The sequence below is a fragment of the Massilia alkalitolerans DSM 17462 genome, assembly GCF_000427785.1.
Taxonomy (GTDB): Bacteria; Pseudomonadota; Gammaproteobacteria; order Burkholderiales; family Burkholderiaceae_D; genus Telluria; species Telluria alkalitolerans.
The window spans coordinates 80,485-93,967 of record NZ_ATYR01000015.1 but is presented as its reverse complement, the minus strand read 5'-3'; the positions used below and the strand labels follow the sequence as shown (position 1 = coordinate 93,967).

The window sequence follows — 13,483 nt, the reverse complement described above, 5'->3', positions numbered from 1 at the left end:
TCTTGAAGAAAGCGCCGCCGGTGGGTGGGATGGTGGCGGCATGACGAGCGTCGGTGAAGACGATTTCATTTGTCAGCCCGCTGTGCAGGTGACAAATGAAATCGGGCTGCAGGATGGGCGCAGGGCGCGCCCATGCTCTATCAGCGCATGCCTGGCTGTTCCTGGTCCTCGTCCGGGTCGCCACCCAGGTCATCGGTAATACCCGGATCGAGACCGACGTCCTGCGGCGTCAGCATGCCCTCGATGCCGAGCAGGTTCATGATGTTGGCGTGAGCAGCCGGGATAGGTTCGGCAGCCGCCACTGGCTCGCCCATTTGCGGCTGGACTTCGCGTACCGGATGGGTGGCCAGCAACAGCTCGCGGGTGCGCAACGCGTCGTACACTTCGAAGGTCACGCTGTTCGAAGCCTTCGGCTCAGATTCGAACTGCATGGTGTCTTGCGGGATGCGGCCCGAACGAACGGCTTCTGGATCGCGAGTCAGGAAGACCACGTTCTCTTCAGTGGTGCGGACCACCTTTTTCTCCACGACCTGGATGCCTGCGGCCTGCAGTTCGTCGGCGATGCGACGCAGATCCGAGCCCGCGGCATCGCCGAGCATGGCCTGCATGACGCCGCGCTGGACGGTACCGTCCGGGCCAGTGGCGCGCTGGCGCGCCACATCCGACACCTGGCGCAGGTACTGCAGGCCCATGATCGCCTTCTCGTGCTCGTGGTCGACCGAGACGCGCTCGATAACGACCGACTCCGACAGTGTCATCGGCCCAATCTCGCGGAACAGCGCCGGAATCCGCGCGTCCGGAACCAGCACGGTGCGGCCGTCCTGGCGATCGATTTTGCCGAACATGCCATCGGCGAGCAGGACGATCGCCGGGCCCAGCGCAGCCGCTTGCGGGTAGCTGGCGCCACGGGCGCTGACGAGACGGACGAAGTCGCCAGGCATGCTGTGCGAGGCGGATACTGGCTGGGAACGATGAATGGTCATGACAATCCTTATCGAGGTGGTTATTGGCGATATGCCATGTCGCTACGATAGGATTTCTGGACAGGCGTGGTTACAAAACGCGAGGCCGACGCGGCTTTTTTTACCGGTCGGCCTTTCGTTCCCTCCGGTCCAGGGCGGGCTTAGCCGGCGGGCGCCATAGCTGGAGAGTCGTCCGTGTCCTCCTCCGGACGTTCGAGCTCGATCAGCGCGATGCCATTACGAGCTGGAACAGGCGAGTACTCACGCAGTCGCTGTCCACCTGCGCCCTCCTCCCACACTTCATCTGGCCACGCGCCCGCGGTCTGGGACAGCCTCTTCTCAGCCTCGAGCAGGCTATTGAAGCGCTCGAGCGCAGCGCCGTACCGGAACACGATGTCAGCAGCATCAGTCCAGCCATGGCGGCCGAGATACACGCCTGCGCGCGCCGGTTTTTGAGAGATCATGGCGTCGTGCTCGCGCCACGGGCGTGCGAGACGGTTCACCTCGTCGACGATCTCTTGAGGCACCCTGCCATCGTTGCAGCACACCAGCCCGACACTGTTGAGAACCTCGCGTCGATAGCTTGCCGGATCTCCGCGCCAGACCTGGCCCGCGTAGTCTGCGTAGTCCTGCTCGTAGAACTCACGCTTCATGTGGCGATAGGTCACTCGCTTACCGGCAAGCGGCCCCGCCAGCACGACGTAGGCGGCCTGGCCCCTTTCGTTCGACTGGAACTTCAGAATTGACGACTCGTTATTACTGGAGTCTCTGGCGTCGGCGTCAGGGAGCGTACGGTCAGCGCCAGCTACCTCGAGGACGCGCTGTTCGGCACGAAGCATCGCCATGGCTCGAACCAGGGCCGCGTGCTCGACTCCGATCGCAAAGTGGATCTGGTCCCGATAGAAGACCTTGTACTCGACCTCCATCGCGGTCTCACCATTACCCGCATGGATGGCGCCGTCGTAGCCGGCCTCGGCAAACCAGTTGACGATCTCATCGTCGTCAAAAACTGGGTATGCGTCGAGATAGAGCTCGGACATAAGCTCTGGGTTTCGAGCGATCAAGTCGGCAACCGAGGTGAACTTTGGCTCGAAATTGTCGACCCAGTTGCATGTGTGCTCGATATGGTCGGCCAGACGCAGCGCGATGGTCTTTGCCTTCGCATCGCCCAGGCGCGCCGCAATAGTGCTGATGTCGATGAACGGATCATCGCGGTCCACAACCACTGGATTCTCGATCGACAAGTAGGCCGCAAGCACGCGCGGTGCTACGGGCTTGTCGTCTGGATTATTTGGTTCTGATGCATACGTACTCGCGGCCGTGGCATTGCTGAACGAGATGGCTCGCGTGCGGCTATGAATCAAGTCATTCGATTCGCCGTGTTCGCCGCGGTAGACGACGATCGGAAGACCGTCCTTGCCCACGGCAACGCTCGTGGAGAGCTGTCGAGCGAGGTTTTGATAGTGCTGACGGGAGGAGATATTCGGCATCGGTCATTGCTCACTGAAGAAAACCGCAGTCTGCCGAGAGACCGATGCCGTGGTTGCAAATGGTGTGGCCGGCGACGCCCGCCAGCAACGGTCAGATGGGAGTGTCGGCGTGCGCTAGGACCTCGCCCTCACTGTCGTTCCACACTTCCTCGCCGGACGCGTCGTAAACCGAGTTGACGTGGACGTCGTCGGCCTTCAAGGCATTGCCCTCATTGATCGTGAAGTAGGCGCCACCTTCATCGCGCGCTACTGCTAAGGCTTGCTCCTGGGCCTGGGTTACGTCCGCAGCCCGCACCTGGATTAAGCGGTGTGCGGTCGTGTCCATGGTGACTAGGACCTCGAACTCATGGTCGCCGTCGCCATACACCTGTTCTTTCGCAGCCACGACCGCCTGCTCCTGGCGTGCGGAAAGGGCCACCGATTCGAGTGCAGCCAAGGCATGCGAGTGCATTTCGTTCAGCGTGAAGGACAACGCTGCCCATTCAGTCGGCCAGGTACCCGACGGAGAACTGCTGTTAGTACCGCAGATGTTGACCGCTTCGCTCAGCGGTTGGTGCAGTTGCAAGACGCCGTTCAGGAAGGCCTGCGCTCGCTGAGCAGTACGGCGCGCGCTATCGGGCTCGATGGCCGGACGCGACTCAACCGCGGCATTGTACAAAGCGCTGATGCTGCGCATGGTGTCGCCGATCACCATGTCGAGTTGGAGGCGTACCGCCTCCCAACGATAGGGCGCTGAGGCCTCACCTGCTGAAGCGGTGGTTACGGCAGCCTCACGCAAAGCCTTACGCAGCAGCTCCTGGTGACTGATCAGACTGGTGGCGCATGCCAAGGCAAGGTCAGCTGGGCGGGTTGATACTGGTGATGGAGTACTGCTCATTGTGAAGTCCTCATTTATGCTGCGCGTGGCGCGGCCTCGGTCTCATGCTCAGGCTCGGCCGGTGCTGGCGCGCGTGCTGGCGCCGCCTTCTCGGCGGCTTTCGGAAAAAGGTGTTGGGTACCAGGCTGCTGCTGGAACCATTCGATCAGTTCGGGAGTTGGCCCCACAGCCTTCATTGCCCTGGTCAACGTGACGTAGGCGAGGTTGGCCTCCTGGGGATCGATACGTTCGGGCGTGAGCCACTTCGTACCGTCGGAACGGTCCTTAAACGAGAAGAAGTCGTTGATCATCCGGACGACGGGCCACTCGAGGCCCTTGGCCTTGTGCGCGGTGGTCAAGACGAAGGGCGCGCCCTCGCTGCTGCGCAGCTGCTCGCGCTTGAGCGTTTCGATGATGTTGGGGATCTCGTCGCGGTACTGCTGCACCAGGCGGAAGACGGAGCCGGCATCTGCGTCGCCGGTAACCTCGACGTAATCCTCGAGCTCGCCCCAGCTCCTCATCAGCTTGAGCACAGGGTCTTGGAAGTTCGAGCTGCTCTCGCCCTTATAAAGGCGATATGCCTCCATGATCGGCGCAACGCGATAATCCTCGAAGCCTTTCACCCAGTGCATCTTGTGCCCCTTCGAATGGAGCTCGAACCCCTTGCCGATCAGCCCGGCCACGGTGCGCGCCAAATAAGCCTGCTGGTCACCCGGCACAATGCGGCCGCCGGCGCCCAGGCCGCGCAGCGGAACCTTCTCGCCCTTCCAGTGCTGCAGGAATGTGGACGCCAGCAGCCCGATGTTTGTAGGGAAGCGGAACGAGGCGGACAAGATATGCGTTTCGTCGACGTTCAGTGTCGACATCGCATCGACCGCGCCGCGGAAGCCATAGATCGACTGGTGAGGATCGCCAATATAGAGGCGCGAGCAATGGTTCTGCTGCTCGACCAGGTACGACATCAGCGGATTCGCATCCTGGCACTCGTCGAACAGGATGAAGTCATAGTTCAGCACCGGGTCGGAATTGATCCACTGCTTAATATAGACGTCTGGTACCGCCTTCGCCTCCTGGTCGTCGAGATCCGTCAGGCGTTTCCAGAACGTGCCGGCGTTGTCCATGATGGTGCCGGCGGCCGCCCGCACGATCGGGAAGTCGCGCTCGTCCGGCAGGTGCTTGTCCGAGATCTGCTTGTCGGCACTGCACATGTACTGCCGGATCGTCTCGTTCACAGCCTTCGCGACCGGCCAGTTCACGCCCAGCAGGTTCGCCGTGATCCCGGTGCGCAGGGAACCGTTGGAAGTGAGTTTGCACGCCGCGTCGAGCTTGGAGCCGAACCCTGCCCATGCGAGGCTGTGCCCGGTACGGGCTTCGGTATTCACGCTGAGGGTGCGCAGCCGGGCACTGGCCTCCAGCTGGGTCGGCTTACCGAATGCCAGGTACAGGCCGCGGGCTTTCGGGCGGGCAGCTGCGTATGCCATGGCCAGCTTCGTCTTGCCAGAGCCGGCGCGGGCGACAACCTTGATGTTCTTCGCTTGAGAGAGAACTACCCCGCCCTGCTCGCGCGTCAGGGTGGAGAACTGGGGGATCTTGCTAATCGAGTGGGTCTGTTTCATAACTGCCTTTCCAGGATGGCTTCATCCGCAATTCTGGAAGGCTTTCACATGCGTGGTTGCAAGCGGTCTATTCGTCGCGGCCGTCGGCGCTGTCCATAGGTCCAACATGTGCCTTGAAGCGCTCGCGCTCCAGCGAGCCCGCGAGCTGCTGCACGACGTCCCGGCGCTGCGCGGTGGTGGGCGGCCCTTGGGGCGCCTGGTGCTCGGGCAGCGGCCCATGCGCTTCTCGGTACCTGCGCAGCTGGCGCTCGGTGTCGATCGTAGATCTCAGCCACGTAACATCGCCGGCCAAGGTGCCCAGCATCTTGACGACACGCTCGTCGATCTCACCACTGGAGAAAGAACCAGGCAGCATGGCCATCGTGGACTCGACAGTAGCCTCGACAATCTGGCGAATGGCTGTCTCGCTCAACGCTGTCGCTGCTGGAGAGGCGCCGTCCCGTTCTGCATGAGCCGCCTTCTCGCTGGCGGCCCGCTCGAAACGCGCGCGCGCGGTAGCTCGGGCCACTGCGACCGCAGTCTGCTTGGAGCCGCGCCCGGCCAAGCTGAGGAGGAGGGTCGATGTCGGTGGCAAGCCGGCCTGATCGAGAACCAGGGCGAACGCCTCGATCTGGTCGGCAGCAGACTGGAGATGCTCGACTTGGTCGAGCTGCGCGGCGACACCTGCGGCTTCGGGCTCGGTCAGCCACGGGAATGATGTGAGGAGAGCGGGTATGTACGTGGACATCAATAAACCATATGGTCGCCAAACGATACCGTATGGTACAGAAGAATGGCAGAGTGCGTGGAACAGCTCTCGGGGCCGTGAAACAATCGCTTTTTCACGGCCTTTTTCCGTCCAAAAACAGATCTATGTTATTGAAAACTAAGGGGTTCGTTCGCTCGGCGATCGGATTCCCATTGTTTCACGCTCAATAGTCCTCTGCCTCGACCTGGTTGTCGTCCGCAGCCAAGGTGGCGAGCAATGCCGGGTTCTGCTCAAACACAGCGGCCTTGGCCAACACATCGTGGCCTGGGACTGCTACTGGGATGCCGGCGCTGCGCACCTTCCGTGGGCCGGCGTAAGAGTTCGCCCGATGCTTCCCGGTGTACCAGTTCTGGCTCACATATGGCGAGTGCCCCATCATGGCCGCGGCAACGAAGGTGCCATAGGCGGCCGCGACGTTCGCACGCGCCTGGTGCCGGAGCGAGTACAGCGTGATCCGGATCGGGTCCTTTCCCTGAACCGGCGCCGGCCACAGCTCGCGGCATGCGCGGCCCATGGCGCGTGAGCACCGGCGCGAGTAATTACGGACGGCCTCGTGCGCGTCGGATTTCGTGGTGATCACCGACTGGATCTCCTCGAAGTGCTGACGGACATGGATCTGGTAGACGCCCGGTTCCACCACGATGGTCCGCTCCCAGTCCGGCTCGCCGGCCTTGCGCTTGGCGGTGTCGACGACCACTGCCAGCCAGCCGGCCTCGGACTCGCCGCGAGGAACCTCGGACGACGTCGCCGGCCGAATCACTGCATTGACCCATTCAGTCGGGCGCAGCCCGGTGGAGATCGTGGCCATGGCGAAGGACTGGGCGCGGCGCGCCCACTGGTTGCGCTCAGAGTATGCCGTTGCCAGGTGCGTGATGACCTTATCGAACTGCTTAGCCGGGATGGACTTGTCGCGCGCAGGCCTCTTGGCGCGCGGGCGGCCCGCGCCATACGGCTTGGATGACACAACGACGAGCGCGGCCAGCGCGCGGATCAGCGTGGGCTGCGGCTGGCCCAAGCTCTCGCACTGCAGTGCGCGCTGATTCATTGTGTGAAGGAAGCCCGCTCGATAAAGACGCCACGTGGCCGCACTTATACTCGCGGAGTGGAGGAATAATCGGCGGATTATATCCACTGGGTTGAGTATATCGTCGGCCTGCATCTCGTTCGAATACTTGATCTCAAGAATTCGTGAGTTCGTCTCATACGTGGCGACGGAGCGGACGTTGGGCGCCCCCATCGAGGCGGCGGCGCGCGCCTGGCGCCACTCGGCGACGATCTGCTCGGCCGCGTCCTGCGGCATATTCTCCAGGAGCGTCTCGGCATCAATGTTTTTGAGAGCCAGGGCGGTTGGGGTGCCACCTTGCGCGGTCGGCCGTGGCTGTGAGAATCCCGAGGATTGTGGTGCGGTTGCTTGCTGCATTGGCGGTATATTTTTGTTCGGTCGGGGACCGTAGACGTGGGGAAAACAGGGTCGAACAAGGGCCACGGGGCGTCGAATTGCCGTGCGTCAACAGTATAATGGTTTTTTATACGCCAGCGCCTCTGTCCTGCCATTAGGTGCCGGGTCGAGACCCCCCTTTGACCCGTCACCTAACCAGCAGGAACGCGCTAGATACTGAATATCACGGCGTTATAACCAACAGGCCGCTCCAGCCTGCCGAGAGCCAGCAGTCAGCACAATCAGTCGGCCGTACTTGGCACTGGAAACCCGGCCTCAGGGCACACTTCGCCCCACGAACTGGAAGCTGAACTTTGCACCTGGCGAACTCGGGGCGGAGCACTTCAAAAGCGTTCGGTTCGTACGTGAATCAGCAGTGTTGCACAGGTGCGAATCTTCATGTTTGCAACCACGTCTACCTAACTGACAATCACGCCAGAATGATAGGTCGGCGATACCTGACACCGTTGGTACCTAAGTCGTTGATTCTATTTGTTAGGTTGGATTTCTTGATGGTTGGCGGGCCGCGGTTAGGTAGCATCGGAGACCTAACCACGTTTTCGCATCATTTTTTCGCCCATCTAACACCCGAACTTACGGCCGCAGACCGCGATGGCCGCGTGCCGGCTGAGATCTCCCGCAGCCAGCACAAGCCCTCGCAGCGCCTTTGCCATAAACAGCTGTTGTCCGCGCTTTTTGCAGATGTTGAGGCAACATACGGGCACCCTGCCCCGCTTCTATCACAGCGGCAATTAGCCCAAAAAATCTATTGGCGATGCGGATATAACCGCGAGTATAAATCGCCTGAGATATACCCAATCGCGAGGATCGCCCCCCACCGCTTGCTCGATTTGGAAATCGACATGCCGGGAGTGCATTTTTTAGCCTCCCAAGTGCATCGCACGCACTTTAAAGGCATCCCAGGCATCTTTCCGAACGCACTTTAAGTGCCGTAGCGGCCTTCCGCTGTACTTCAATGCACTAAAAATGCACTCAAGGGCCAAAAAAGGCGTGGTTGCAAGGGGTTTCATCTTGACAACTACACCAGTTCCTGTAGAGTGTCGTCACGTAGTAATGAAACGTAACAAGCGGCGATTTCGCCATAGTGCAACGACGGAGATCAAATGAAGCATTCACTCATCGCTATCGGCCAAGACGACGGCCACGACACCATCAAAACCTGCTTCGGCTACGACGCCACTGAGAAGAAATTCCAGTACGGCTATCACAAGTCCAAGGCCACCCCCGGCGTCAATCAGGTCATGTCGGTCGGCAACCAGCACAGCTCGGCTTATAAGACCGATGGCGAGAGCTGGACCGTTGCTAACGGCCAGGCGCTGATCAAGACCATGGACACGCGGATGGTCGACTATCCACTCTCGAGCCTGAATCGAGTGCTGGTCAATCACGCGTTGGCTGATGTTGGCCTTGGTGGCCAGCAGCTCTTCCTGGTGACTGGCTTACCAGTGGACCAGTACTACAAAGACAGCGCGCCAAATGTGGCGCTGATTGAGAAGAAGATGGACAGCTTGGCTAAGCCTGTGGAACGCATTGGCGCCGGCGCGCCGCTGGCCACCATCGCCCGCCAGAAAGTCGTCAGCGAAGGGATCGCTGCTTTCTACGACGCCCTCCTCAACCCCGACGGTACCTACAACGAAAGCGTGAGCCAGATCATTACGCGCCGTCCCGTGGCGGTCGTGGACCTCGGTGGCAAGACCCTGGACATCGCTGTCGTCATCGAGAATGTCCGCGGTGTTTATGGCGAGCGCAGTGGCACCGAGAACGTAGGTGTTCTCACCCTGCTGACCAAAATCACGGCTCGCATCAAGTCGCAGTTCAATCTGAGCAATGACCCGCCGCCGAGCTACGTTGAAGAAGCCCTGCGCACCAAAAAGTATGAGCTCTTCGGCGAAGATCATGACGTGTCCGAGATCATCGAGAATTCGTGCCGTGAGTATCTGGCTGAGGTGAAGAACTTTTTCGTTGCGAAAGTCGGCGATGGTTCTGACCTGGGCGCAGTCATCTTCGTTGGCGGCGGCGCCGCACTCATCCGCTCGGCCCTGGGTGATGAGGCCTTCAGCGAGGTCTATAAGGGCAAGCGCATGATCTCAGACGATCCTGAGTTCGCAAATTCCAGGGGCATGTGGAAGTTCGCCAACTTCATTGTGAAGCCAGAAGATCGCGTCGTCGACATCGCAGATGCAACCGAAGAGTCCGTGAAACCCAAGAAGGTTGCAGCGTAACGCTGGAGTGAACCAATGGCTCTGTTCAACTTCCGCCTGTTCTTGCGCCCTACCCCGATCGGCAAGGCCATTATCGAACGGCTTACTGCCGAGGGCACGGATCGCCAAGCCGACGCTCGACGCTGGGTCGAGTTAGGTTACGCGCTGGAGCAGGCTGGTTTCCGCTTGGACGGGACGACGGTCTATCATGCCGGCCGCGTGTTCGCAACTAACCAAGTGCAAGCAGGCGCGGCGCCAGCCGCTCCTGTTGCTTCGGATAGCTCTCTGGCGGCGTCCGCGCCTGCAGAACCAGCCCCGTCGAGTGACCGGCCGCGTCATACGACGGCGCCTACCAGTCAGGCCGCTGAGCACGCTGCTGCTCAACCTGGCAAGGTCCCAGCACCGCAGCCGAGCGTGCCACCGGCACCACCGCCCACCACCAGCTCTCAGCGTCCCGACGGCGAGCTGACGTCGAACCTTCGCGGCCTTTCCCTGTAAAGGTCTATCCCATCAGGCCACTACGAAGCTCCGGTCCTGATGGGAACACACTTTCTCCCTCGTAGAGCACTCACCTGTTGCAATCGGCTGAGCTTCTATCCTGCCTGCGCTGGCAGCTTTTTTCTAAGTGATTGATTTCAAAATAATCCCAACTTGGGATTGAACCATCTTGCCCCATAGCCCGCTTAAATTCCGGGTATAGGTCATCAGCCCTGCCCCGCCGATTGCTAAGTTGGTCGCGAGCTCGCGGACGCCATGCTGCCGAGTCGGCTGGCCATGGCCCGGTATGCATGGCAGTGCAGATGGGCGCTCTCCTGTCTCGCATCCGCAGGACAGGGCCGCAGCCCCTCTTCTGACCACTCCCTGCTTGGGACGCACTCCTGTCCCCATGCCCCACCGCGGCACCGGAGTGGGGCGTCAACTCGCGATCGTTCAGCGCCACACTCACATGCGTGTGGGCCGTCTGCAAAGCCCAAGGCACTATCCTGGCACACGAGTCTAAGCTGCCCGCGGATCGCTAACGCCCTCGGCACGGCATGCCCAAGCGCCCTACGCCAAGCCGGCCTCGAGCTCAAATGCGCTATGCGCGTCGAGAAGCGCGCGGACTGGCGCGGGGAGGGGTCGGGCCAATAGACGGGGAGACGAGGGCTCGCGAAGACGAACCTATACAGCGACGCTCGCTAGTAGACCGAGCGGCCACCGTTTTTATACTTAGCGATGCGCACTTCCCTACGCTTTTTTCTAAGTGCTTGATTCTAAAGTAATCCCAAGTTGGGATTGGCCAGCACTATGCCCAATCAACGCGCGCACAGGATCGGCCAGCCGTTTTCGCCCCGCCATTTTTGTTCGAGGTAGTTACGCAGCAGCTTATTTCCCGCACTACCCGGCAGGTGCTCCTCAAAAGGCCGGTAATGGAAGATCCAGAAATACTCAGCAGCGGGCTGGTACTGTGCCAACGACAGGCACCCAGTTCCCTTGCTTCCTCGGGTATGCTCGCGGGCGCGAGCTTTTAGATCCCCATGCTCGCCCATGTAGACGATGTATGAAGCGCCTAGCTCTAGCGGAACGATCGCAGCGCCCTGTGCGATGAGATACTGGGCATCAGCCGCTCGATTCGCGATCTGGTAGTGCAGGCCCTCTTCCAGAGGCAGCGGAAAGCGCAACAGGGCGTCCAATGGCGCATCAGTCTCAATGGCGTACCAGCCTGGCACAGCTGGAATCTGGCGGCGCCACGAAGCGTCGGCGAAGTCCATTTCGACGTGATGGAAGTCGTTAATATTGAGGCCTGGTACGGTCATAAGGTCGTCCGAAATATGGTCAGCGGTTGCTGCGGCAGTCGTCTGCTCGCAGGGCTCGCAACTATACTGGCTAGTGCCCCGTATCACCACTCCTCGCCGTCGTCCTCCCAATCCACTTCCCGCGGCGCCACCAGTCGCACCTTCTCGTCGAGGAAAGCGCGTGCGAACCGCAGGTTGACCGGCATGGAACCCGTCGCTGACTCGACCACCGCGAGCTGGCCTGGCCCATCTGCTGCCCGGAAGACGCCCAGGACAGTTCCATCGTCGGCGATAACCTGGTGCCCGTCGTACCGATGGTCAAGGGCCTCCAGCTTGCGCTTCGCCAGGTCATCCATCGCCGCAGACTGCTGCTGCTCTCGCGACTGGCGCGCGACCCATGCGAAGTCCACATTCTTCCGCAGGAGACAAGCTAGGTAGGCCACTACCTCACGGCCCCGTAGGGCGGCGATGTTGCCCTTGACCACCTGGACGACATCACCCAACCGCTTTCCAGCCTTCTTGGCCATGGCCATCAGCCAGCACACGGCTGTGCGCTTCACTCCCTGGTCGAGTAGGGGCAGCAACTCCACTGGCAGCCTGGTTTCGCGGTCGATGTCGTGCTTTTTCTCGGAACTCTGGTCGCCGGTTGTTTTCTGAATAGACTGCTTTTTGTTGGTAGGTTCCTTCTTTATATGGCCGTGTGTCGTTTTGGCAGACGGACCGTTGTGGATAACGCTATTGAGGCCGAGCAGCACCAGTGCTTTATCGGTCAGGTAGATTGGAGACAGGTAGAACTTGCCGTCGAGGTGCTTGCGCAGCTGGCCGCGCGTGATGTAGCCCTTATCTTCAAGCAGCTTGAGGCCGCGGTAGACCGGCGACATGGAATTCATGAGCGCCTCGGCCCGGAGAGTGTCGCGCCTGGGGAAGATTTCGCTCTTGAGAGAACGTGCGCGCACGAACGTGAGCACGCCGAAAAGCACCCGGCGCGCGGTCTGGTTCAGATCCAGGCAGGTAAGGGGATTGAAGACCTCAGCTCGCGCATTGATCAAGGGAAGTGGAAGAGGGCGGGCGAGCGCAACCGCGCGCCCAGCCATCAGCTGGTATAGCGACATAAAAACTCCTTTTCTTAGAGAAAAAGAGTCCCCGAGACTTGACAACGGCGGTCTCCGCGCTACACTGATGGCTTGAACTTAGCTGATACCGATTGGCGTCGGTGTGTAGCGAATCTGTGGGAGACAGTCGTTAGTCTTTCTCAAAGCAAGGCCCAGGTTTGGCGACCTGGGCTTTTGTCTTTTCGGGACTCGTGTGTCCGTTTAGTGCTTATCTCATGGCGTTATCCTAGTAAGTAGGGCAGGGGCCTTTAGGCCGACTGCTTAACGATTTCAGCCTTCAAAAACTCTTCGAACTTGGCCGCCCACTCGTCGGGCGATACAGTCGGGTCACTGAACTTCACGGTCACCTGGTCACCACGCACCGTAAGCTGCGCGAAATGCTTTTTCCCATTCTTGACGATCACTGGCTCTCTCGCCGCCGGCCGCGCCGTGGGAGACGTACGACCGGAAGCGAAAGCTACCGCTTTCTCTTCGGTGAAGCGCTCGGCTTTTGACAGTTCCGACGAGCTGCTATTCGAACTGGATTCCGCCAACTTTTTCACCGCTTCGACCACCAGTTCGCTGCGGCCGGCTTTCGCAGCCCTCGCAAGTTTCTCCGCTGCCGACGAACCAAGAACGAATGGATTTTGCTCAAGCACTGTGAGCGCTTCCGCAGGCAGGCCGTCGAACTGCATCAGGCGCGAAATCGTCGACGTGCTCAAGCCTGATTCTGCAGCCAGATCTTTCTGCTCGAGGCCAGCTTCCGCCAGGCGCGCCTTCAGGCCCTGATACTTCTTGAAGTCCGGGAGACTTGGCGCCAGCAGGTTGGCATAGAAGGCAAGCACTTCGACGCTATCGCGGGGGACGTCTCGCACCACGGCGAGGATCTTCGTGCGGCCAAGCTCCTCGTATAGGTCCACGCGGTTATAGCCAGAGAAGAGTTCGAACCCTTCTGGCGTCTCCGGCAGAACCACGACCGGATGGATCAACGGATTCGCATCAAGGTTCGCTTTCAGCTCGGCACGTTCCGTTGGCGATAACGGCCGTTGGCGGCCTGGCACGCGAATGATGCGGGAGATATCCAGCTCCATCGCATTGCCGCCTTTTTCAAGCTCAGCAATCTTGGCCAACGCATCCAAGTACTTGCCCTGTAGCGCCATTAACTGGCCCGGAGCAGTGCGCGCCGGGCGCTCTACTGCTGGCGTCCCCAACCCCATCGGCAGGTCATCGCCGAGGTCAATCAAGGCAGCCTTAGCGACCTGATCTTTGCTAGTCGACATCGTTT

10 protein-coding genes are annotated in these 13,483 nt (G+C 60.5%); 1 reads left to right on the top strand and 9 read right to left on the bottom strand.

Annotated features, from left to right (window positions below; genetic code table 11):
• Window positions 1-140: 140 nt before the first annotated feature.
• The 6 genes from YWC_RS0116250 to YWC_RS0116225 all read right to left on the bottom strand — a co-directional run bounded on the left by YWC_RS0116250 (window position 141) and on the right by YWC_RS0116225 (window position 7,092).
• Window positions 141-983: a hypothetical protein gene (locus YWC_RS0116250; RefSeq protein WP_156923745.1), complete on the bottom strand. Its 843-nt coding sequence runs from the start codon at window positions 981-983 to the stop codon at window positions 141-143.
• A 140-nt stretch (window positions 984-1,123) separates the two neighbouring features.
• Entirely contained in the window at window positions 1,124-2,452 is a 1,329-nt protein-coding gene (locus YWC_RS31645) for a hypothetical protein (protein WP_051306511.1), read from the bottom strand.
• 91 nt (window positions 2,453-2,543) lie between these two features.
• On the bottom strand, window positions 2,544-3,329 hold the full coding sequence (locus YWC_RS0116240; protein ID WP_156923743.1) for a hypothetical protein: 786 nt from the start codon (window positions 3,327-3,329) through the stop codon (window positions 2,544-2,546).
• Window positions 3,330-3,343: 14 nt separating this feature from the next.
• Window positions 3,344-4,924: a UvrD-helicase domain-containing protein gene (locus YWC_RS0116235; RefSeq protein WP_027866325.1), complete on the bottom strand. Its 1,581-nt coding sequence runs from the start codon at window positions 4,922-4,924 to the stop codon at window positions 3,344-3,346.
• 67 nt (window positions 4,925-4,991) lie between these two features.
• Entirely contained in the window at window positions 4,992-5,654 is a 663-nt protein-coding gene (locus YWC_RS0116230) for a hypothetical protein (protein ID WP_169728126.1), read from the bottom strand.
• A gap of 181 nt (window positions 5,655-5,835) precedes the next feature.
• On the bottom strand, window positions 5,836-7,092 hold the full coding sequence (locus YWC_RS0116225; protein ID WP_156923741.1) for a hypothetical protein: 1,257 nt from the start codon (window positions 7,090-7,092) through the stop codon (window positions 5,836-5,838).
• Between the two features lie 1,142 nt (window positions 7,093-8,234).
• Here YWC_RS0116225 and parM point away from each other — a divergent pair.
• Window positions 8,235-9,353, top strand: a complete 1,119-nt coding sequence (parM, locus tag YWC_RS0116220) for a ParM/StbA family protein (protein ID WP_027866322.1) — start codon at window positions 8,235-8,237, stop codon at window positions 9,351-9,353.
• Between the two features lie 1,274 nt (window positions 9,354-10,627).
• Here parM and YWC_RS0116215 read toward each other — a convergent pair.
• The 3 genes from YWC_RS0116215 to YWC_RS29730 all read right to left on the bottom strand — a co-directional run bounded on the left by YWC_RS0116215 (window position 10,628) and on the right by YWC_RS29730 (window position 13,478).
• Window positions 10,628-11,128 carry a hypothetical protein gene (locus YWC_RS0116215; RefSeq protein WP_036214674.1) on the bottom strand — a complete coding sequence of 167 codons (501 nt, stop codon included), beginning with the start codon at window positions 11,126-11,128 and terminating at the stop codon, window positions 10,628-10,630.
• An 83-nt stretch (window positions 11,129-11,211) separates the two neighbouring features.
• Entirely contained in the window at window positions 11,212-12,219 is a 1,008-nt protein-coding gene (locus YWC_RS0116210) for a hypothetical protein (protein ID WP_027866320.1), read from the bottom strand.
• A 248-nt stretch (window positions 12,220-12,467) separates the two neighbouring features.
• Complete coding sequence (locus YWC_RS29730; protein ID WP_051306510.1) at window positions 12,468-13,478, bottom strand: ParB/RepB/Spo0J family partition protein; 1,011 nt, start codon at window positions 13,476-13,478, stop codon at window positions 12,468-12,470.
• Window positions 13,479-13,483 lie beyond the last annotated feature (5 nt).